General features: G+C 39.7%; 22 protein-coding genes. 4 read left to right on the top strand and 18 right to left on the bottom strand.

Translation table 11 applies throughout. The features are described from left to right. Positions 1-22 precede the first annotated feature (22 nt). From paaK to paaA, 10 genes are read right to left on the bottom strand one after another with little or no spacing between them, the layout of a single operon-like run. Entirely contained in the window at positions 23-1,312 is a 1,290-nt protein-coding gene (gene paaK, locus J690_RS05220; RefSeq protein ID WP_017481515.1) for a phenylacetate--CoA ligase PaaK, read from the bottom strand. 40 nt (positions 1,313-1,352) lie between these two features. Continuing rightward, a complete protein-coding gene (pcaF, locus tag J690_RS05215; RefSeq protein WP_000390396.1) occupies positions 1,353-2,561 on the bottom strand; it encodes a 3-oxoadipyl-CoA thiolase in 1,209 nt (402 codons plus the stop codon). A 12-nt stretch (positions 2,562-2,573) separates the two neighbouring features. Further along, complete coding sequence (locus J690_RS05210; protein WP_032034521.1) at positions 2,574-4,112, bottom strand: 3-hydroxyacyl-CoA dehydrogenase; 1,539 nt, start codon at positions 4,110-4,112, stop codon at positions 2,574-2,576. A 2-nt stretch (positions 4,113-4,114) separates the two neighbouring features. Beyond that, positions 4,115-4,906, bottom strand: a complete 792-nt coding sequence (gene paaG / locus J690_RS05205; protein ID WP_032034519.1) for a 2-(1,2-epoxy-1,2-dihydrophenyl)acetyl-CoA isomerase PaaG — start codon at positions 4,904-4,906, stop codon at positions 4,115-4,117. Further along, the gene (locus tag J690_RS05200; RefSeq protein ID WP_032034517.1) at positions 4,906-5,679 is read right to left on the bottom strand and encodes an enoyl-CoA hydratase-related protein; all 774 of its coding nucleotides are present in this window, start codon (positions 5,677-5,679) and stop codon (positions 4,906-4,908) included. Before J690_RS05200 ends, paaG begins: the two co-directional genes overlap by 1 nt. An 8-nt stretch (positions 5,680-5,687) precedes the next feature. Then, entirely contained in the window at positions 5,688-6,749 is a 1,062-nt protein-coding gene (paaE, locus tag J690_RS05195; protein ID WP_004709490.1) for a 1,2-phenylacetyl-CoA epoxidase subunit PaaE, read from the bottom strand. 23 nt (positions 6,750-6,772) lie between these two features. Next, a complete protein-coding gene (gene paaD, locus J690_RS05190) occupies positions 6,773-7,273 on the bottom strand; it encodes a 1,2-phenylacetyl-CoA epoxidase subunit PaaD (RefSeq protein ID WP_001177938.1) in 501 nt (166 codons plus the stop codon). A gap of 16 nt (positions 7,274-7,289) precedes the next feature. Beyond that, complete coding sequence (gene paaC, locus J690_RS05185; RefSeq protein WP_032034515.1) at positions 7,290-8,045, bottom strand: 1,2-phenylacetyl-CoA epoxidase subunit PaaC; 756 nt, start codon at positions 8,043-8,045, stop codon at positions 7,290-7,292. A 12-nt stretch (positions 8,046-8,057) separates the two neighbouring features. Continuing rightward, a complete protein-coding gene (gene paaB, locus J690_RS05180) occupies positions 8,058-8,348 on the bottom strand; it encodes a 1,2-phenylacetyl-CoA epoxidase subunit PaaB (protein WP_000389648.1) in 291 nt (96 codons plus the stop codon). Between the two features lie 32 nt (positions 8,349-8,380). Further along, positions 8,381-9,319 carry a 1,2-phenylacetyl-CoA epoxidase subunit PaaA gene (gene paaA / locus J690_RS05175; RefSeq protein WP_014206395.1) on the bottom strand — a complete coding sequence of 313 codons (939 nt, stop codon included), beginning with the start codon at positions 9,317-9,319 and terminating at the stop codon, positions 8,381-8,383. A gap of 265 nt (positions 9,320-9,584) precedes the next feature. Here paaA and paaZ point away from each other — a divergent pair, with 265 nt between their 5' ends. Further along, positions 9,585-11,687, top strand: coding sequence for a phenylacetic acid degradation bifunctional protein PaaZ (paaZ, locus tag J690_RS05170; protein WP_032034513.1), 2,103 nt, complete (start codon positions 9,585-9,587; stop codon positions 11,685-11,687). A gap of 43 nt (positions 11,688-11,730) precedes the next feature. Here the strand turns inward: paaZ and J690_RS05165 are convergent, their stop codons facing one another. Further along, positions 11,731-13,110 (bottom strand): L-serine ammonia-lyase, encoded by a 1,380-nt coding sequence (locus J690_RS05165; RefSeq protein WP_017481506.1) that lies wholly within the window; start codon positions 13,108-13,110, stop codon positions 11,731-11,733. Positions 13,111-13,580: 470 nt separating this feature from the next. On the opposite strand from J690_RS05165, the gene J690_RS05160 reads away from it, so the two are divergent. Beyond that, positions 13,581-14,204 carry a hypothetical protein gene (locus J690_RS05160; RefSeq protein WP_017481505.1) on the top strand — a complete coding sequence of 208 codons (624 nt, stop codon included), beginning with the start codon at positions 13,581-13,583 and terminating at the stop codon, positions 14,202-14,204. A 71-nt stretch (positions 14,205-14,275) separates the two neighbouring features. Here the strand turns inward: J690_RS05160 and J690_RS05155 are convergent, their stop codons facing one another. The 3 genes from J690_RS05155 to J690_RS0103950 form a co-directional block, all read right to left on the bottom strand. Beyond that, positions 14,276-14,710 (bottom strand): I78 family peptidase inhibitor, encoded by a 435-nt coding sequence (locus J690_RS05155; protein ID WP_032034512.1) that lies wholly within the window; start codon positions 14,708-14,710, stop codon positions 14,276-14,278. Between the two features lie 163 nt (positions 14,711-14,873). Continuing rightward, positions 14,874-15,338, bottom strand: a complete 465-nt coding sequence (gene soxR / locus J690_RS05150) for a redox-sensitive transcriptional activator SoxR (protein WP_017385517.1) — start codon at positions 15,336-15,338, stop codon at positions 14,874-14,876. 194 nt (positions 15,339-15,532) lie between these two features. Further along, the gene (locus J690_RS0103950; protein WP_005070027.1) at positions 15,533-15,826 is read right to left on the bottom strand and encodes a hypothetical protein; all 294 of its coding nucleotides are present in this window, start codon (positions 15,824-15,826) and stop codon (positions 15,533-15,535) included. Positions 15,827-16,279: 453 nt separating this feature from the next. Here J690_RS0103950 and J690_RS05145 point away from each other — a divergent pair, with 453 nt between their 5' ends. Beyond that, on the top strand, positions 16,280-16,939 hold the full coding sequence (locus J690_RS05145) for an epoxyqueuosine reductase QueH (protein ID WP_005070032.1): 660 nt from the start codon (positions 16,280-16,282) through the stop codon (positions 16,937-16,939). Between the two features lie 274 nt (positions 16,940-17,213). On the opposite strand, the gene pdxR is transcribed toward J690_RS05145, so the two are convergent. Next, complete coding sequence (gene pdxR, locus J690_RS05140) at positions 17,214-18,689, bottom strand: MocR-like pyridoxine biosynthesis transcription factor PdxR (protein ID WP_017481504.1); 1,476 nt, start codon at positions 18,687-18,689, stop codon at positions 17,214-17,216. A 112-nt stretch (positions 18,690-18,801) separates the two neighbouring features. On the opposite strand from pdxR, the gene J690_RS05135 reads away from it, so the two are divergent. Beyond that, on the top strand, positions 18,802-19,257 hold the full coding sequence (locus J690_RS05135) for a GNAT family N-acetyltransferase (protein WP_032034511.1): 456 nt from the start codon (positions 18,802-18,804) through the stop codon (positions 19,255-19,257). A gap of 38 nt (positions 19,258-19,295) precedes the next feature. Here J690_RS05135 and J690_RS05130 read toward each other — a convergent pair whose 3' ends face one another. The 3 genes from J690_RS05130 to J690_RS05120 all read right to left on the bottom strand — a co-directional run bounded on the left by J690_RS05130 (position 19,296) and on the right by J690_RS05120 (position 22,246). Then, complete coding sequence (locus J690_RS05130; RefSeq protein WP_017481502.1) at positions 19,296-20,453, bottom strand: winged helix-turn-helix domain-containing protein; 1,158 nt, start codon at positions 20,451-20,453, stop codon at positions 19,296-19,298. Positions 20,454-20,582: 129 nt separating this feature from the next. Next, the gene (locus tag J690_RS05125) at positions 20,583-21,764 is read right to left on the bottom strand and encodes a cyanate transporter (protein WP_017481501.1); all 1,182 of its coding nucleotides are present in this window, start codon (positions 21,762-21,764) and stop codon (positions 20,583-20,585) included. Further along, the gene (locus tag J690_RS05120; protein WP_017481500.1) at positions 21,764-22,246 is read right to left on the bottom strand and encodes a nucleoside deaminase; all 483 of its coding nucleotides are present in this window, start codon (positions 22,244-22,246) and stop codon (positions 21,764-21,766) included. Before J690_RS05120 ends, J690_RS05125 begins: the two co-directional genes overlap by 1 nt. Positions 22,247-22,261 lie beyond the last annotated feature (15 nt).

Here is a 22,261-nt window from a genome sequence, read left to right as displayed (position 1 = left end):
TATACCCTGAATGATCTTGATGTTAAGCAATCTGACGCATATCGATTACCCGCTTTGCCTTACCTTCCGAACGAGGTAAGGTCGCTTCTGTCACAACTTCTACAGTAACGCTAATCCCAATCATGGTTTTAATGCGTTTCATCAACTCCTGAGCAAGTTGATTGGCCTGTATAGTACAGTTATGACACATCTCTGTACGAATATGCAAAGTATCCATATGGCCTTTTTTAGTCACCAAAATTTCATAATTTGGAACTAAATGTGGAACTTGCAAAATTTGCTCTTCAATCTGAGTCGGGAAAACATTCACGCCGCGAATAATCAGCATGTCGTCACTACGGCCCACAATTTTATCCATTTTACGCATTGCCAGATTTTCTCCAGCGAGTAAACGGGTCAAATCACGAGTACGGTAACGAATAATCGGCAAGCCTTCTTTGGTAATGGTGGTAAAGACTAGCTCGCCAAGTTCGCCATCTTTGCAGACTTCACCTGTTTCAGGGTTAATAATTTCCGGGTAGAAATGATCTTCCCAAATAGTTAGTCCTTCACCCTCACCTAAGCACTGCATCGCAACACCCGGTCCCATCACCTCAGACAAACCATAAATATCGAGTGCTTTAATATTGAGGCGTTCCTCAATTTCACGGCGCAGTTCGTTGGTCCACGGCTCGGCACCAAAAATCCCGACTTTTAAAGACGTATTACGTGCGGTACCAAATTGTTGCTCGAGCTTTTCAATAATACTCACGCAATATGATGGCGTAACCATAATTGCGGTAGGTTTAAAGTCTTGAATAAGCTGAACTTGCTTTTCAGTCTGCCCACCAGACATTGGAATAACCGTTGCACCTAAGCGCTCGGCACCATAATGTGCACCTAAACCACCTGTAAATAGTCCATAGCCATAAGCCACCTGAACCATGTCTTTCGCGGTTAAACCTGCCATGCGTAAACAACGCGCAACAATGTCCGACCAAGTATTAATATCTTTTTGGGTATAGCCCACCACCGTCGGTTTACCCGTTGTACCCGATGATGCATGTAAACGCACAATTTGCTCTTGCGGTACGGCAAACATTCCAAACGGATAGTTGTCTCTTAAATCCTGTTTGGTGGTAAATGGAAACTTTGCCAAATCGTCTAAAGTGACGAAGTCATCAGGATGTACACCTGCCTCATCGAACTTTTTCTTATAGACCGGACTATTTTCATATACAAAAGTCAGGGTTTGTTTTAACCGTTTAGTTTGCAGCTCTCTAAGCTCTGCAAGTGTTAATTGCTCAACATTATCCGTTGTAAGGCTGTCCATCGCCTCTCTCCTCATTATGTAATTTTTAAAACCGTCTGAATTAATTTAAGTTTTCCAAAATCAGTGCAACGCCTTGTCCAACACCTACACACATCGTGCAAAGTGCATAGCGTCCACCGCGTTTTTTTAGCTCACGTGTTGCGGTAATCACTAAACGAGTACCACTCATACCGAGCGGATGGCCTAACGCAATCGCACCGCCATTTGGGTTCACGCGTTCATCGTCATCTTTTAGACCAAGTTCACGCATACAAGCCAAAGATTGGGCTGCGAATGCTTCATTCAACTCAATCACATCCATCTGATCTAGCGTTAAACCTGTCTGCTTTAAAATTTTCTGCACAGCCGGAACAGGACCTATACCCATATACTTGGGTTCAACACCTGCACTTGCAATGCCTATCACGCGTGCTAAAGGTTTTAAACCATGTGTATCTGCAAATTCACGGTTGGTAATTAACACACACGCAGCACCATCATTTACACCAGAGGCATTTCCGGCAGTCACTGAGCCACCTTCTTTTTTAAATGGCGCTTTTAGTTTTGCGAGTGCTTCAAGTGTCGTTTCACGCGGATGTTCATCACGGTTCACCACAACTACGTTTTTCTTACGGTCTACAATCTCGACAGGCAAAATCTCGTCATTAAAGAAACCGTTTTGTTGTGCAGCAGCGGTTTTTTGCTGGCTACGCAATGCAAACGCATCTTGGTCTTCACGACTAATCTGGTATTTTTCAGCTACATTTTCGGCAGTTTCAGGCATGCTGTCGGTGCCGTATTGTGCTTTAAGTTGTTTATTTACAAAGCGCCAGCCAATGGTGGTGTCGTAAATTTCAGGTGTACGGCTAAACGCTTCGGTTGGTTTAGCTTGTACAAATGGTGCACGGCTCATTGACTCTACACCACCTGCCAACACAAACTGCGCTTCGCCAGCTTTAATAGAGCGTGCTGCAAGCCCTACTGCATCTAAACCAGAAGCACACAAGCGATTAACCGTCATGGCCGGAACTGTATCTGGTAAGCCCGCCAAGAGTGTTGCCATACGTGCAACGTTACGGTTGTCTTCACCTGCTTGGTTGGCACATCCTAAAAATACTTCGTCTACCGTATTCCACGGCAAGTTCGGGTGTTTATCTTTTAAATATTTGATCGGCAATGCAGCTAAATCATCTGCACGTACAGCACTTAAGGCACCTGCATATCGTCCAATTGGGGTACGAATAAAATCGCAAATTAAAACGTCTTCCATGTTGACTCCTGATTATGCAAATTCGGTCATATCGCGTGAATATTGGGTAGCAATGTTTTGAGTTTTTGCTACATATTGTTTGAGGTAGATACTCGCGCGATATTTTTCCTCTCCATACAGTGCATATAAGTTATTTAAGGTTTGGAGCACATAAGCACCGCCCATTTGTGTCAACCACTGGTAAGGACCTTTAGGATAATTCACTCCATATTTCATGGCATTATCAATATCTTCCAGACTCGCAACACCATGTAGACTTGCTTCACAGGCTTCATTAATGAGTAAAGCGATGGTGCGTAAGGTTAACAGTGCCGGATGGTCTTTAATCCACATTACGCTGATACCAAACTGGGCAAAGTAAGCCTCAACTTTAGCCAAATCACTTGCTTCAGAAAGTTCGTTATGACTGAGTACTAAAGCTTCTGCGTGCTCAAAATCATGGTGCCAATCCATTAAAACCACTTTACGGCTAAGGTAATGAATATTGGCTGACTCACCTTGGCTTAAACGTAAGTCGATATCATCAATTTGAAGAATATTATCGTCGCTCGCAGATCCGCTTTTTAAACCCAAACGCGTTACAAAAGCAGGTAGCTGAGACCAAGTCCCTTTTAGCTGAATATGGGCATCGACTGGTTTGGCAACCACAGCTTGAGGCTGAAATGTCTCGTACTGATTTTTTTCGTTATAACTATAGAAACCCTGTTTTGACTTACGCCCCCAAGCACCTGCATCGACCAGTTCTTTTTGAATTAGACTTGGGCGGTAGCGCGGCTCGTAAAAAAACTCTTGGTAAACACTTTGGGTTACCGAAAAGTTAACATCTTGCCCAATGAGGTCGGTAAGTTCACACGGCCCCATCGCAAAACCACCGCATTGCTTTAAGGCATAGTCTAGCTGGTCATAGCTAGTGACTTGTTCTTGCAATGCTCTAAAGCCTTCTGCATAAAACGGACGAGCAATTCGGTTAACAATAAATCCAGGAGTCGACTTGGTGAGTACAGGAATTTTTTTCCAGCTGAGCATCAAGTTTTTTAAAGCCAAACATAAGCTGTTTGGGGTTTTTAAGCCTTTTACAATTTCAACCAGTTTCATGACTGGTGCAGGATTAAAAAAGTGTAAACCCACCACGCGCTCAGGGTGAGGAATGCCAGCCGAAATTGCAGTCACTGAAATTGAAGATGTATTGCTTGCAAAAATAGTTTGCGCACTACAAATCTCAGCGAGTTGCTTAAATAAAGGCTGTTTAACTTCTTTTTTCTCAACGACTGCCTCAATAACCAAGTCAGCATCACGTAATGCTTCAACTTGATTCACCACAGTCAAACGCGCTAAGGCTTCATCAGCTTGCTGCTGTGTAAGCTTGCTCTTTTCAACCAGCTTTTTAAACGTCTGCCCTAAGCCTTGAGCAGCTTGTTGCGCTTTTTGAGCGTCCAGATCATATAAAACGGTCGAGTGCCCATTGACGATGGCTAACTGGGCAATGCCGATGCCCATGGTGCCAGAACCAATGACGGCAATTCGGGCACGAGATAAATCTAAATCTGTCATGCTTAGCGCCCTTTAAAATTTGGTTCACGTTTATTCATAAAGGCTTGTACACCTTCACGATAATCTTCTGAACGACCCGCAATACGTTGTAAGTCACGCTCTAACAGCATTTGCTCATCAAAGGTGTTATTGCTTGATTGATGAATGGCTTTTTTAATAAGAGATAAACCAAATGTAGGCTGTTTCGCTAAACGTTCAGCGAGTTCAGTCACCTTTGTTTTAAGCTCGGTGTCTTCAACCACATCCCAAATCATGCCCCATTCTTTTGCGGTTTCTGCCGGCAACTTGTCCCCTAACAAAGTTAAGCCCATAGCACGCGCATGGCCTACAGCACGTGGTAAAAACCATGTACCAGCCGAGTCTGGAACCAAACCTAAACGGCAAAATGCTTGTACGAAGTTTGCCGATTTAGCTGCAATCACCAAATCACATGCCAAGGCAATATTTGCCCCTGCACCTGCTGCCACACCATTTACGGAGCAAATCACAGGCTTTGGCATATTTACAATCGTTTTAATGAGCGGGTTATAGTAAGTTTCAATGGAATATCCTAAATCTGGAGCTTCAGCATTTGGGTCTACTACACGATCACCTAAATCTTGCCCTGCACAAAAGCCGCGGCCTTCGCCACTAATCACCACACAGCGAACATCCGGATTTTTGGTCCACTGGTTTAAAACCTCGGCCACTTCGCGGTGCATATCAACGTTAAAGCTATTCAGTGCTTTTGGGCGGTTAAATGTCAGATAGCCAACACCATTTTTTTCTTTAGCAATAATATTTTGATAGTCCATCACTCACCTCTAAACACTGGCTTTCTTTTTTCAAAGAAAGCATTAATCCCTTCGTTTCGATCTTTTGTAGCCGCCAGCCAGACAAAGTTTTGACGTTCAAACTTGAGTCCCTGACTTAACGTTGTTTCATGAATACTTTTAATTGATTGTTTAATCACGCGAATCGCTAAAGGCGCTTGTTTGGCAATTTTGGCTGCCAGTTGAACCGCATATTCAACGGTTAATTCGGTCGGAACCACTTGACTGCAAATGCCATGTTGCTCCGCCTGTTTTGCTGAAATCATCTCACCTGTCATGGCCCAGCGCATGCTGAGTTGTTGTCCAACCAAGCGCGCTAAACGCTGTGTTCCGCCTGCACCCGGCAACATACCCAAGGTAATTTCAGGTAAAGCAAAACGGGCATTTTCACCGCAAATTACCATATCTGAATGTAAAACCAGCTCAAACCCAGCGCCTAAGGCATAACCATTCACTGCACTAATCAGTGGCTTACTAAATGCATCAATTTTTTGCCAAAGCTTCGGGCGAATATCGAGTTGCAAAGTCACGGCGTCCATTGCAGCTAATTCGCTAAGATCTGCTCCAGCCGCAAAACATTGTGAGTTACCCGTTAAAACCACCGCTTTGACTTGAGCATTGTGTTCAGCTTCTTCGAGCAATTCGCACAAACACTGCAATGTTGCATTGTTTAAGGCATTTCTTTTTTCTGGACGGTTTAGGGTTAATAACAAAACACCGTCAGCAGCTGTACTGGCTTTGATCAACTCTTGCATAACAGCCTCTATTCATCAAAACTCAAGCGAACATTTGAGCCTTTTGGTAAGGTCTGGCAGCTCAGTACATAGCCCTTTTCAACTTCATCTTCTTCAAGACTATAGTTCAGGAACATGTCGACTTCGCCTGAAAGCACCTTACAGCGACAGGTCGCACACACCCCACCTTTACATGCATACGGTAAGTCGGCACCTGCACGTAAAGCCGCATCAAGAATACTTTCATCTTCTTGAGCTACAGAAACAATCAGTTCACGACCATCTAAAATGATATTGACCTTTTCTTCTTTACGGTTTGCATCCGCTTCAACACTACGTTTACGCGCTTGTCCTGTATGGAAACGTTCAGTGTGAATGCGCTCTTTGGCAATACCAAAGTTCGGCAACGTGTTTTCTACGGCATTCATCATTTCGTCTGGGCCGCAGGCAAACACATGGTCAAAGTTTGTTTCAAGCACTTCATAATCAAAAAGTTGCTTAAGCTTTTCTGCATCAATACGACCGTTCATCAGTTCACTGTCATTGAACTCACGAGAAAAAATATTGATGAGTTGAAAGCGTTCTTTAAACTGATCTTTCAAATCCATAATTTGCTCGGCAAACATGGTTTGTTTCCATGAACGATTGCCATAGAGCAAGGTAAAGTTAGCTTCAGGTTGTTCAAATAAAACTTGTTTAATAATTGATAAAATTGGCGTGATACCACTGCCTGCCGCAACGCCTAAATAGTTTTGTCCGCCCATCTTGGCTGCTTTTTGAAAAAACACACCTTGTGGTGGCATCACTTCAAGCACATCGCCCACTTTCAAATGGTCATTTGCCCAGTTTGAAAATTGACCCTGATCAATTTTTTTAACCGCAATACTGATGTCTTCTTTGCCCGCATAGCTACAAATTGAATAACAACGGCGGATTTCACCCGCTTCGGTTAAATGGCGAATGGTTAAGTGTTGCCCCGGTTGAAATTGAAATTGTTCTTGTTGTTCAGGTACAACGTCAAATGCAATACAAATTGCCTGATCGGTTTGCGGCGTAATACTTTTTACTTTTAATGGTACAAATTGGCTCATGGCTGATTTCCTTATCTAAAGACTTAAATACATTTGAAGTAATCAAAAGGCTCAAGACAGTCCTGACATTTATAAAGTGCTTTACAGGCGGTGGAACTAAACTCTGTTAACAGTCGGGTATGTCGGCTTTTACAACGTGGGCACTCGACACCATCATTTAAATGAACGTGAGTTCCACATTGATGCGCCAACCCTTCAGGTGGTGCAATGCCATAAACTTGTAGTTTCTTTTTCCCTGCTTCAGACATCCAGTCCGTGGTCCATGCTTCTGATAAATCGACCATGACTTTGACCGGTGTCAAAGCTTCTGCGGTAAATGCCTCAACAATTTGTGCTTTGAGCATATCTGTTGCTGGGCATCCGCTATATGTCGGAGTTAGACGAACAATAATTTCTTGTTGATCGTTAATCTCTACACCGCGGATCATGCCTAAATCGACAACCGATAAAACCGGAATTTCAGGGTCACTTACCGTTTGTAGAACATCCCAACATTGGTCGATGCAATGACGAATCATTTGCATGGCTCACCTCCTTGTCTTACCAGGTCATTCCCGGATAAGTTCTTTGAATACATTGCATTTCAGCCAACAAATAACCTAAATGCTCAGTATGCAATCCTTGTTTCGCACCACGGCGATAAGCACCGTTCACAGCAACATTTAATTCAAAACGCTTAAGCTCATCTGCAATGGTTTGGTTCCATTGTTCTTTTTCATTTGAAAAATCTGGAATCACGCCTTCTGCAACCAATGCTTTTTCGTCTGCACTCAATTCAAATAATTCAGCGGTAAAGCGCCATAAATTATTTAATCCGTCTTGCACACGTTGATGTGCTTCATCTGTGCTTAAACTTAAACGTTCCATCCAGCTTGTTGAAAAGCGGATGTGATACTTCACTTCTTTTAAAGATTTCACAGCAAGCGCACTTAATTCAGGAAGTGAGCTTTGCGCTAAAGCCGTAAATAAATGAAGATGGTAATGGTCCATCAACCACTGGCGTACAATCGTTTGTGCAAAGTCACCATTGGGTTGTTCGCACAACAAGAGGTTTAAAAACTCACGTTCTGTACGGAAATACGCAAGCTGGTCTTCATCACGTTGAGCTTCATCATATTGACCAGCCAAAGTCAGAAAGTTTCTTCCCTGCCCCAACAAGCCCAAGCCGATATTTGCTAAGGCAATATCAATTTCTAGCTCAGGTGCATGCCCGCACCATTCAGCCAAACGCTGAGATAAAACCAGTTGACTGTCGCCAATATGTAATAAGAATTTAGATAAAACTGAATGATTCATTTGCCATTCCCCTTACATGTGCTCAATGCCATCTGGGATATGGTAAAAAGTCGGATGACGATAAACCTTGTCTAAAGAAGGATCGAAAAATTCAGCTTTTTCATCTGGCTGTGATGACTTAATCAGTTCAGAACGAACCACCCAAATGCTAATTCCTTCATTACGGCGCGTGTAAACATCACGAGCATGTTGCAATGCGATTTCATCATCAGGTGCTCTTAAGCTGCCTACATGACGGTGGCTTAAGCCTTGTTTACTACGTACAAATACTTCGTAGAGCGACCAGTTATTTTTATCTTCCATTTTGATTTCCTCAAATTTTTCCATAAATCTTGTTAAGCCACTTTGTTCGCTTCAAGCTGCTGTTTTTTCGCGTAGACCACTGCTGCATCACGAACCCATTTGCCGTTTTCCCATGCTTTACGGCGTGCTTCGATACGCTCGTGATTACATGGTCCACGTCCGGCAATCACTTCATTAAATTCGTGCCAGTCAATCTCGCCAAACTCATAGTGGCCTGTTTCTTCATTGAACTTTAAATCTGGGTCCGGTACTTCCAAGCCAAGTTGCAGTACTTGTGGCACGGTGTTATCAACAAACTTTTGACGTAATTCATCGTTACTAAAGCGTTTGATTTTCCACGCCATGCTTTGTGCGCTGTTTGGAGAATGCTCATCACTTGGACCAAACATCATGAGCGCTGGCCACCAGTAGCGATTTACTGCATCTTGTGCCATCTGTTTTTGTTCTGGCGTTCCGTTTGCCAAAGCCATCATGGCTTCAAAACCTTGACGTTGGTGGAAACTTTCTTCTTTACAAATGCGTACCATTGCACGTGCATATGGCCCATATGAAGTACGGCAAAGCGCAACTTGGTTCACAATGGCTGCCCCATCGACAAGCCAGCCAATTGCAGCGACATCTGCCCAAGTCAAAGTTGGATAGTTAAAGATTGATGAGTATTTCATTTTCCCATCAATTAATTTTTCCATCATGTCATCACGGTCTGCACCTAAGGTTTCTGCTGCGCTATACAGATATAAGCCATGACCCGCTTCATCTTGTACTTTCGCAAGCAAAACCGCTTTACGTTTTAAAGTTGGTGCGCGAGTAATCCAGTTTCCTTCAGGCAACATACCTACAATTTCAGAATGGCCATGTTGCCCGATTTGACGAATCAATGTTTTGCGATAGGCATCGGGCATTTGATCCTTAGCCTCGATCGTAATTTCATTGGCAATATTTTGTTCAAATTTCTGGTAGTTGTTTTCCATTCTTTCATTCCCTGTAGGTATCACCCTTAAATCTATTTTTCGATACACTAAAAACAAAGTCAATCACTTTTTTAGTATCAAATTAAATTACCAATAGCAAAACACATCAAATTATTGAAATTATTAAATTTAAACCAATTGTAAAAAACCTTTTTACTTTTACAAATCAAAATAAAGTTGACTTTTAGACAAATTAATCTGAAATTATGAATCATATTTTTGCAATTTTTATAATTGACGTATCAAATAAAAAAGGAGTTTGGTCATGCTTGAACAAGCACACCTAGAAGGAACCTCAACTGACACAGATTTTCAGCAGTCTGAGCATCAACTGCCTCATCTTGCTTCTTATGTCTATGGAACATGGCATTCGACGGGTGAAGAACTACGCCCTGTTTATCATGCCATTACAGGTGAAGCGATTTATGCCGTAAGTAGTCATGGCATTGATATGAAACGTGTTGTTCAATATGCCAAACAAAATGGTTCAGAACTGGCTAACTGGACGTTTCACCAACGTGCCAATGCATTAAAACAAATTGCCCAATATTTACTTGAGCGCAAAGAAGAGTTCTACAAACTTGCTTATGCAACAGGTGCAACTCGTAAAGATGCGTGGATTGATATTGAAGGCGGCATCCAGACATTATTTGCTTATTCGAGTCTGGTTCGCCGTGAACTCAATGACGAAAAAATTATTACTGAAGATAGCTGGATTCAATTATCTAAAAATGGGACTTTCGGCGCTAAACACATTTTAAGCCCTAAAGCAGGTGTTGCCGTTCACATTAATGCTTTTAACTTTCCAATTTGGGGAATGCTTGAAAAGATTGCACCGACGCTACTTGCAGGCGTGCCATGTATTGTGAAACCAGCAACTGATGGTGCCCAATTAACTCAAGCGGTTGTAAAAGCCATTGAAGAAGCACATGTGCTACCGAAAGGCTCACTACAACTCATTTGCGGTCAGACTTATGACCTGTTCGACCACTTAGGCCCTCAAGACTGCGTGACCTTTACAGGTTCTGCCTACACAGGCCAAAAACTACGTAACCACCCTCACCTCAATAAATATTCGATTCCATTTAGCATGGAAGCCGACTCGGTAAACAGCGCAATTTTAAGCCCTGAGGCAAATGAAGAAACTGTCGATTTATTTGTGCGTGAAGTCTTCCGTGAAATGACCACCAAAGCAGGCCAAAAATGTACTGCCATTCGTCGTGCATTTGTTCCTGAAAACTTGTTAGCAACTGTGCAAGAAAAGCTAACTGCCAAACTTGCTAAAGTTGTGGTGGGCGACCCTCAAAAAGAAGAAACTACCATGGGTGCTTTGGCGAGCATTAAACAAAAACATGACGTTGCAGAAAAAGTTGCTGAACTCAGCAAAGATGCAAAAATTGTTTTTGGTGGCAATGATAGCTTTACATTTAATGCAGACCATCCTGAAAAAGGTGCTTTTTTCGCTCCAACTTTATTGGTGTGTGAACAGCCTTTACAAGCAACGAATGTTCATACCACAGAAGCTTTCGGTCCGGTATGTACACTCATGCCATATCAAAACATTGAAGAACTAGCTGACCTTATTTCACGTGGTGAAGGTAGCCTAGTGGCTTCTGTCGTTAAAAATAACGATGAGAATATTGAACAGATTATTCAAAAAATTGCGCCTTGGCATGGCCGTGTGCATGTACTCGATGCAGAGTCTGCAAAAGAAAGTACAGGACATGGTTCACCACTTCCACATTTAGTACACGGCGGCCCTGGCCGTGCAGGTGGCGGTGAAGAGTTAGGTGGTATTCGCGCGGTTAAACATTATATGCAGCGCACCGCAATTCAGGGTTCTCCAAATAGTCTGACACAAATTACCCACTCATGGACTGCTGGCTCAAAAGTTAATGAAGACCGTGTACATCCATTTAAAAAGTCTTTTGATGAGTTAGTGATTGGTGAACGTTTATTAACAGCGCGTCGTACAGTCACCGAAGCTGATATTGTCAATTTTGCTTGTTTAAGTGGTGACTACTTCTATGCACATACCGACAAAATTGCAGCTGCCGAGTCTTTCTTTGGAGAGCGTGTGGCACATGGTTACTTCATTGTGTCTGCTGCAGCAGGTCTATTTGTAGATGCAGCACAAGGTCCTGTGATTGCCAACTACGGTATGGACAACTTACGTTTTGTTGAACCGGTTAAAATTGGTGACTCAATCCAAGTTGAACTCACCTGTAAACAAAAAACCCCTAAGCCACAAAAAGACCCGTCTCAGCCTGCGCATGGCGTTGTGGTGTGGGATATTAAAGTCAAAAACCAACGTGGTGAACTTGTCGCAACTTATGACATTTTAACTTTAGTTGCTCGCGAAGCTTAATGGTTAAAATGAGATGGGGTCACCTCGTCCCCATCTCATTTTTTTAGCACTCAATGGCGTTAACAGCAAGGCCACCTTTTGAAGTCTCTTTATATTTCTCAGACATATCTTTGCCAGTTTCTTTCATGGTCTGAATCACTTTATCTAGCGTGACAAAGTGTTCATCGTCATCATGAAGTGCCATTTGGGCTGCATTAATGGCTTTTACAGCTGCAATTGCATTTCGTTCAATGCAAGGCACCTGAACCAAACCACCAATCGGGTCACACGTTAAACCCAAATTATGTTCAAGCCCAATTTCAGCCGCATGCTCCACTTGCTCAGGTGATCCACCTAAAATTTCGGCTAACCCCGCCGAAGCCATTGCACATGCTGAGCCGACTTCGCCCTGACACCCTACTTCTGCACCAGAAATAGAAGCATTGAGTTTACATAAAATGCCGACGGCTGCCGCACTTAGAAAAAAGCGAACCACTTTATCTTCGGAAAAGTCTTTAGAAAAAGTCACGTAGTAATATAAAACTGCTGGAATAATCCCTGCTGCACCATTTGTAGGTGCCGTCACCACGCGGCCACCAGCAGCATTTTCTTCATTTACCGCTAAGGCAAATAAATTGACCCATTCCATCGCATGAAAAGTCGTCACGATCAGGTTTGAGTTTTTCTTATTTAATAACTTATCGTGAATTTTTTTAGCCCGACGTTTTACGTTTAATCCGCCCGGTAATATTCCGTCATTAATTAATCCGTTATGAATACATTGCTGCATCACTTTCCAGATTTCCATAATCTTGCTACGAATCTCAGCTTCACTACGCCAGCTTTTTTCATTTTCAAGCATTAACTCGCTCACTGATAAATGATGAGTCTTACATAAGCTTAAAAGTTCAGCCGCACTGTGAAATGGATATGGAACCTTAACGTCGTTTGTTTCAGTTTGAGTTGTTGCTAATTGCCTTTGGCTAACAATAAAACCGCCACCAACCGAATAGTAAGTTTCTGCATATAAAATTTCTTGAGCCTCGTTATAGGCAATCAACTCCATTGCATTGGGGTGATAAGGCAAAGATTCATCTAGAAAAAGCACATCATGCTTATAATCAAAAGAAATAGTCTTTTGCTGATTAAGCTGGATGGCGTTATTTTCAAGAACATCTTCAATCAAGCTTGTACTTAATTGGGTATCAATATGTTCAGGGTCAAAACCCATTAAACCTAACAGAACAGCCTTATCTGTCGCATGACCAACACCAGTTGCCGACAGCGAACCGTATAACTTCACCTGAACTCTAGCTGTTGCTTGTAAATCGTTTTGCTTCAATAAATCATCCACAAAACTGTATGCCGCTCGCATGGGTCCAACTGTATGGGAGCTAGATGGACCGATGCCAATTTTAAAAAGATCAAATACACTAATAAACACGTGGTCCTACCTTCGATTCATTATTATTCGTATGTTCGTCATTATTGTGTCCTTTCGGATAACTCTAAAATTATCATTAAGCCAAGTACAAATCACGAATAACTCTTGGGTAGTCGCACAAAAAGACAACGGTTGAACAATCACTATAAATAACTTTGTTCACAGCCATAACTTTTGTAGTTTTTATTAACAAATATAAATGTATTAGCGCCCCCTTCCTTAAAACAAGTACAGGAAGTTGTACAAATAAAAAACTACAAATATTAGCCATTAGTCGCACCTCCCTATTTTTATTCATTTTTGCTGGTAAAGTGCTCTACATGGTTTGATACAACCTACTTAACTCAGATGCATAATTCACCTGTTCTTGCATCTGATGTTTTTCTGCCTCTAGTCCGCTAGGGGCTTTTTTTATTATTGATTTAAATACTGATATATTAAATTTCTAGAGATAATTAAAGACAAGAAAAATGGATCGAGTTTTCAAATTAAGTATTTTAAGTTGTCCGCTTTTATTGTTAAGTGGTTGTATTGGTTGTTATAACCCAACAGGCTGTAACCGTGATGATTCGCCGTATTTCTATACAACACAGAGCACTCAAGTCAAAGGTGTAACGGTTCCTGTTGGAACAAAACTGGTTTATAAATCTCAAAAGTCCAAACAGAAAGATGAGCAAACTGCACCTCTTAAAGAAGAGAATATAACGTGGATAAAGCTACCGAAAGACACCGCTATACTTTGGGGAGGAATGCCTACCAATCATCTCCTTCAATTTGCTAACTCTGAAATGCAAGGATTTACAGCCTACCGAGCACAAGAAGCTCCCGCTGTATATTCCAATCAATTTTTAAAACTCTGGAAAGAATGTGATAGTGATTTAGATATCTCGATCAAAAATAAAAATGACTGGAGCTTTAATCCTGCAAATATGAAAATTATTGGATGCGGAATTAACTATCAAGAAAGAGCTTCATACAACACCAACAATCCAAGCCAAGACAAAGTGGATATTTTTCTCATCAAAATTAATCAGGCTTTACAGAAGCTGCCACAACAAAAAGAGTATCCGGTTGTCCATTATTCCGAAAATTAAAGTAAAAAAGCCTGCATTTTCAGCAGGCTCTTTTCTTTAAAATTTGATTTACCAAACTTTAATTACACACATTAACCACAGGTTGCTTGAGTAATTTTCTTAGAAGCAGGATCAATAGTAACTGTAACTCGGTTTGTACGATAATCCATAGTCATTGGTTGACCTGGAGCCACTTTGCGCACAATTTCTGATTTAGTTTTTTGTTTAATTTGATCATCAGTAAGGCCAGATTGACCCACTAATTTTTGAGCTTCTTCTGCTACACAGTTCGCTTGGTTATCACGGAATAATTTCCATTCTTCCACGACTTGGCCATTTGGTAAGTGACAATACCCAACCTGACCATTTGCTTCATTTCTAATTTCTAATTTCCCGCCTTGTTCAACACAATATTGACTAGCTGGGTTTGGTGAACCATTTTTTGGTGGAGTTGGATTTTTATGTTGTACAGATGAAAAAGCCGTTAACGAAACAAGCGCTAAACCAAGAAAGATAATTTTTTTCATAAATTTTTGCTTCTTAATAAAAAAACTAAAGATATCAAAAAAATTCATGTTCCATGTGTCTTGTTTACAATAAAAAACTCACTTGTGAGTTCTACTCACCATTTCTTTAATTGATTGGAATTTAAGATTTTCCTTTCTAAAAATAATTATCAAAATATTGCGATCATGGCCTTTCTAAAATTCGTGCTCCAGATCCCTCTTGCCCCAAAACATCTTCAGGATTTCTTAACGGACATTGCTCTAACGATAAGCAACCGCAGCCAATACACCAGTCCATTTCATCCCGTAACCTCGTTAATTTTTGAATACGATCATCGAGATCTTTTCGCCAATGGCTTGATAACTCTTTCCACTGTTTAGCTGTTAATTTGCTTCCCATAGGATATGCGCTAAGAGCCTCTTTAATTTCATTTAAAGGAATTCCTACTCTTTGAGCAACTTTAATAATCGCAATATATCTTAAAACAATTAATGGAAAGCGGCGCTGATTACCATTGGTTCTTATACTTTTTATCAGCCCCTTCGCCTCATAAAAATGTAGGGTCGAGACAGGAACTCCACTCCTTTTTGCAACTTCCCCCACAGTCAAAACTCGACTAGAGTCAGCTTTTTTATTTTCACTTATCATGATTAACCTCAACTTTACTCAAGGTTTATAAGAGAGCCTATTGTTTTTGTCAAATCAATCATTCAACCACTCAAAGTCATTTTTCTGAGTTTATTGCTCTTAACTTTTCTATAAAAGCTGAGAAAATAAATTTGATACGATTACTAATTCAATTAAATTTATAAAATGAGCTGCTGACATTTAAATTTAAGAAATTAATTTTGTAGGGTACATGGGCACCCGCAAACCCAAAACATGTTGTAAACGAAAGGCATCGGTGCTCCTAATGGATAGACCTTAGCTTGTTCGATCTTATAAGTTTTTTTACGTGACTCAATGTGAAGTATATTATCGTAGCGAGCAACTACAATTCCCTTTTTATATAATTTTTTTCGTTCGTTCTTTGCATCAAATTTATATACCAAAAAGTAAACTTTTTCTCCTACGCTGATCTTTGAATGATTAACCATAATGTAACCATTACAATACTTACATTGCCAATCTTTCATATCTCAAATAATCACACACTTAAATTTAAAAACATATCAAGTTTTATAGTATAGATTTATTAAAGCTACAAATCTAAAGAAATATTTTAATTGAAAAAATAAGGTTTATCTGTGACACACATCACAATAAAACATAAAAAATTTCAAATTATATTTAGAAACATCAATCACTTACCTAGCTATCTTTTAATATTATTATTTTAAAAAATATTAAATTTATCTATATTTTATATTACTATATAGTATTTCGGTTAATAAATTTAAAAGTACCGATATAAATAATTTTAATATTTAATAATCTAATTATTTCATTATATTCAACTAAACCACAAATAAAGTAATAAATAAATTTTAAGATATTAAATTAATTTCATGTTTAATTGAAAATAATTCAGTTCACATTATACAAAATAAAAATATATAATTATTAGAATTGCAATTTAATTTTTTATTATGTCAACTCAACGTTTAAAATTAGAACTCCCATCTGGACATGATCAATTATTACTTCATTCTTGCTGTGCTCCTTGTTCAGGAGAAGTTATGGAAGCATTAATTGATTCTGGAATTAAATTTTCAATATTTTTTTATAATCCTAATATTCATCCGGTAAAAGAATATCTCATCCGTAAGGAAGAAAATATTCGTTTTGCAGAAAAGCATAATATTCCATTTATCGATGCAGATTATGACACGGATAATTGGTTTGCTCGAGCTAAAGGTATGGAAGATGAACCAGAACGCGGCATACGTTGTACCATGTGTTTCGATATGCGTTTCGAGCGAACTGCCCTTTATGCACATGAACACGGCTTTAGTCTCATCAGTAGTTCGTTAGGAATTTCTCGTTGGAAAAATATGGCTCAAATTAATGATTGCGGAATTCGGGCAGCATCCAATTATCCGGATATTCAATATTGGGATTATAACTGGCGAAAAAATGGTGGCTCTAGTCGAATGATTGAAATCAGTAAGCGAGAGGAATTCTACCAACAGGAATATTGTGGCTGTGTATATTCTTTACGTGACACCAATCGTTGGCGTATGAGTAATGGTCGAGACCGAATTAAACTAGGTGTTAAATTTTATAGTAATGCCATGGAAGAAGATTAAATCTTATTCTCCTTAAAAAATTAATTCATTCTAAGCTATATTTATTCCTAATAAAAAAAGGCCACATCTGGAGAATGTGGCCAAAAGGTGTACTGTACTGAGCTTTGATGTTTTTAGAATAATGAAGTTATCTTAAAATAAGATTAATAAATCTTTTAAATTTAAATATTTTAATATTTCATCAAAATATTTAAATCGAATAAATATTTTGTCCTTCTCATTAAAAATAAAATCCCTCTAAAATTCATATATAATTTTGAAAAGTTTAGCTATTTTACTTTTTGATACTCATGGCTAGTCTCTTAATATTTTCCACCATTTCCTCAGGTTGATGTGCAGCATAGCCCAACAAAACTGCTGCTTTTTTTGACTCAAGTTGACAATATCTTGATAGAGGTTGAATCTCCAAATCCAATGCCGAGCAATGAGAAATAAACTCATGCTCTGTCCATGGTGCTTTTAACCAACATATAAGATGAATGCCTGAATCTGTTGGCTGAACATTAAGTACATCTGAAAGGTATTCATTAATAGCGTTAATCAATACTTGTTGACGCTCATAGCATGCTTTTCGAACTTTACGTACATGTCGAGCATAGTGGCCTTGTTGAATGAATAAAGCTAAAGCGACCTGCTCTAAATATGAACTTCGCACGTCAGTATAGTATTTAGCTGCACTAAAGGTTTCAATCAATGCTTCAGGTACAGCCATGAACCCTAAACGAAACTCCGGAAACATCATCTTGGTAAAAGTTCCAGAATAAATGACTCTTTGCTGCTGATCTAAACCTTGTAGTGCTTGGATTGGGTGCGTGCCATAACGAAACTCACTATTATAATCGTCTTCAAAAATCCATTTTTCTTGTTTGTTTGCCCAATCTAATAAAGCAAAACGGCGAGCTAAACTTAAAGTTCCTCCTAAAGGAAACTGATGTGAAGGTGCCGTATAAACAAGTTTGCTTTTGAAATAATGATCTGTAATGTCAGAGATTTGCATTCCCTCCTCATCACTCTCGATCAAATTTACCTGTGCACCAAAACTTCGAAAAATCTTAAAAGCTGCATCATATCCCGGCTCATCCAAACACACTTCATCATTTGCTTGAAGTAATGCATAGGCTGTTAAATGAATAGCCTGCTGCGTTCCGTTTACGATAATAATTTGCTCTTCGTTGCAGTTCAGGCCTCGAGTGGAGCGAACATATTCAGAAATTGCCTGACGCAAAGGTAGATAGCCACGTGGGTCGTAAAATTGACCAAGTTGATAATAGGACTGCCGCCAAGCTTGCGTTAATAACTTGCCCCACAGTTGATGAGGAAATAAATCAATACAGCCTACCCCTACATGAAACATCTTTTTCTTTTTACTTAACCATGACTGCTTTCGCCATGAATCCAATAAAGCTTCAATATTCGGATTAATATTTAAGGAACGATGAGTATTTTTAGACGTTTCTTTTGAATTTTTTTGAACGTGTATTAACTGATCTGGCACAACCTCAGCAACATAGGTCCCCGAACTTGGTTTAGTAAATAAATATCCCTCATCTAGTAATCGTTCAAGAGCCGCCAATACAGAATTCCTTGAAATTGACATCATCTCTGCCAAAGCACGACTTGAGGGTAATTTTGTTCCAGCAGTTAGCCTTCCATCTAAAATCGCATCACGCAAAGCCGTATATAACCCATCTTTAATCTGGCCTTTTGGCAAAATTAAATGTGGAAAAGATGCAGAAATCGAAGCTGCCATATCAAAACTGGTACTGTGAAAAATATCAAAAGTGTATCTTATAAAAATACCACTATTAAAACTACACTCTAGTTGTCGATTTTTTATTACTTTAAAACAGAGTGTAATTATTATGCAAAATCAAGGTATTCAAATCGTTCCTGTTGAGCAGCAAGATTATTCACAATGGGAAAAATATTGGCTTGCTTACCAAAATTTTTATCAGGTGAATTTACCCCTTCATGTCACAAAAGTAACATGGGAACGTTTTTTCGATGAGAATGAACCTATGTACTGTGCTGTTGCCAAACAAGGTGAGCAAGTTTTGGGAATTGTTCATTATGTTATTCATCGTTCAACATGGGCAGAAAATAATTATTTTTATTTAGAAGACCTCTTTGTTTCACCTGAAGTTCGTGGACAACACATTGGTAAGCAACTTATTGAATATGTGCAGAAGCAAGCAATTGAACACAACTGTGACCGTTTATATTGGCATACTCAAGAAACCAATCTAACAGCACAAAAGCTTTATGACTGGATTGCACAAAAACCAGGGATTATTGAATATCGTATGTCCTTGAACTAATAAAGTGAAAACACCAAAAGCTGGAGTGCTTTTGGTGTTTAAATTTTAGTACGAATAAGCTTAATCACTTTGTCATTAACAGTTAAACATTGGTTAAACGCTGTGAAACGTTTGAGCTCTTGCTCCAATTCAAAAGAGAAATGCTCTTTATCTTTGATTGTTTTTTCTAAATGCAAGCTAATCACTTCTAACTCTTTGATAGAGCGATGTGCTTTACAATCTAGTCGGCCGACTAACTCGTCTTGATATAGAATCGGCAAACAAAAATAACCATATACACGTTTGGCCGCTGGTACATAGCATTCAATGCGGTAATCAAATTCAAATAAAGAAGCTAAACGGTCACGATGAATAAGAGAATTATCAAAAGGTGAAAGTATTTTTAAACCGAACTCAGTATTAAACTTTTGTTCTAATGCAGCGACCTCCACATATAGCATTTGACCTTTCGCAAGCTTAATTGCTGATACAACACCTGCATCAATATGTTCTTTCAGAACGACACGCATAGTTTCTTTTAAATCATTTTTCTTTAGATGAACTAATTGTTTCCATGTAAATGCACCATGTGCTCGAAGCGTATTATTAAATAAATACTGCGCATATTCATAAAGCGTAGGCATACTTAAATCAATATTTTCAGGCAAGCAGCGCTCGGTCAAATCAAAGACCTTTTCCATTCCGTTGCGCTCACAGATCATCAGGTCACCCTGCATATATAACTGCTCAAAAGCACGACGGCCTGGTCCGGTATTCCACCAGTTTCCCAAACTCTTTTTATTATTTTTATCAATATCACGGAGGCGAATTTTTCCTTCAGCACGAACACGGGCTAAAATTTCATTCATAAGGTGTTGATCACCTTTATTGAAATAACGGCTTTCTCCGTTTCTGACAGACATCATGGCTGGCAATGCATAGCGATAATCTTTCATAGGAAGATACGATGCGGCATGATACCAATATTCAAAAATCTGGCGCTCACGAACCAAACTATTGAGATGACTTAGCTCATAATCAGGCACTCGGCTCCACAATATATGGTGATGAGCTCGCTCTACAACCGATATGGTATCGATCTGCACATATCCTAAATGCTCAATAGCCTGTAAAGTTCCATCCATGCCTTTTGCAAATCGACTGGTTTTTCCTAGGCCTTGATTAAATAAAGTGAGCTGTTTCAAAGAAGAAGTCATAGAAATCAAATATTGTTGTATTCATTTAAAAGAGGAAATTTTCAGTTCTATCCTATCACTATTTCCTCATTTGCTTGTGATTATAGGAGCAACAATTCTTAAAAAATGAATCTCGGCTAACTCAACGTTTTACAGACTTACTTTAAAATAACTTTTGGGATTCAATCTAATTACTAAAACAACTACTAATATCACACTGGCTAAATGGAAAAGCCATCCTGCTTTGTAAGCCCCCGTAAGATCATGCAAAATTGCAATAATCCACGGCGGGATTGCTGCCAGTAAAAAACCACCACCCTGCATCAATGCAGATAAAGCCCCTGCATGAATCGGATCATCAAAATGGTCTAATGCAACGATAAGCGTTAACGCAAAACATCCTCCCAAACCTACGCCCAAACAAATTGCCCAAAGTATAGAGGCAAAATCAGGCATAAAAGCCATTCCAGAGAAACCGACTAGCTGCATTGCTAACGTAAACCATAACCATGGACGTCGATCTTTATATTTCCTAGCTAAAACAGGCAAAATGAGCGCTGAAGTTGCTTGGCTCAAGGCCAGCAAAGCGAGTAATTTTCCACTTTGTGCTGCACTCCAACCCTGATCTTGAAAAGAAGGTGCCAACCACGCTACTACTGACGAGTAGCCACCATTTACAAGTCCAAAGCACATCATTAATAACCATGTTCGAGGTTGATTTAACAACTTGCGTACAGGCGGATGATGAATGGATGAACTAACTTTTATAGGTAAAAAGACAAGCGCCAATATAAATGTAAATAAAGCTGGAATGGTAAAAAAAGCTAGGCCAATCGACCAGACTCCCGTTATATTTGAAATTATGGGAGCTAACCATGCACCTAGTGCTCCTCCTCCCATGAGCATAGCCGAATAAAGTCCCATCATCGGACCAATATATTGGCTAAATTCTCTTTTGATCATGCCGGGAAATGCCGCTTGTATCATCGCAACTCCGAATCCAATTACTATTGCACTAAGAATTAATCCTTCGGATGTAGGCAATAAAAATCGGACAGCACATCCTCCACAAATGGCCAGCAATGCACCAAGAATAGCTTTTCGTTCGCCGACATAGTTCTGCAATATTGGGCCAACAAATGCAATGACTCCCATAAGCATCATCGGTAGCAAAGTAAGTAGTGCTATCCCTTGTAAGCTTAAACCAGTGGCTGTTCGAATATTGGCAATCAATGGTCCAATACTTGTGATAAATGGTCTTAAATTAAGCCCAACCAAAGCCACAGTTACAATGAGCATCGACTGAGTCAAAAAAGCTCCAGACTGCTTCATTATTCTGAGCCTGAATGATTGGCTTGATAACTCTTCCAATGCGCATAAAGATCAGTGCGGTTTTCAACTCTGATCGGTATATATTGAATTTTCATTGATTGCTCAGCAAAGGGCTTGGCAAGCTCTATATATATTTCGGCTGTAGACAAACCAAATGGTGTTCCGTCTTCATTAGAATATGCATAGCTCACCGACTTAATACCTGCTATACGCATTCCAGCCATACACATTGGGCATGGATGACCACTTGCATACACAGAACAACCTTCTAAATTGGCAGTTCCTAAAACTTGACTGGCTGCACGAATCGCCAGTAATTCAGCATGTGCGGTTGGATCATTCGTTACCAGAATCTGATTTACGCCTGAAGCAATAATTTCTCCATTCTTTACAACCACAGCACCAAATGGCCTGCCACCTTTTTCAATATTGTTATAGGCAAGCTCAATCGCCTTACGTAAAAACTGTTCACCTTTTTCCATCACATACTCTCACTT

The organism is Acinetobacter sp. 742879 (genome assembly GCF_000588535.1).
Lineage (GTDB): Bacteria > Pseudomonadota > Gammaproteobacteria > Pseudomonadales > Moraxellaceae > Acinetobacter > Acinetobacter pittii.
The sequence above is the reverse complement of the archived record's forward strand: the minus strand, read 5'-3'. Positions and strand labels throughout refer to the sequence as shown.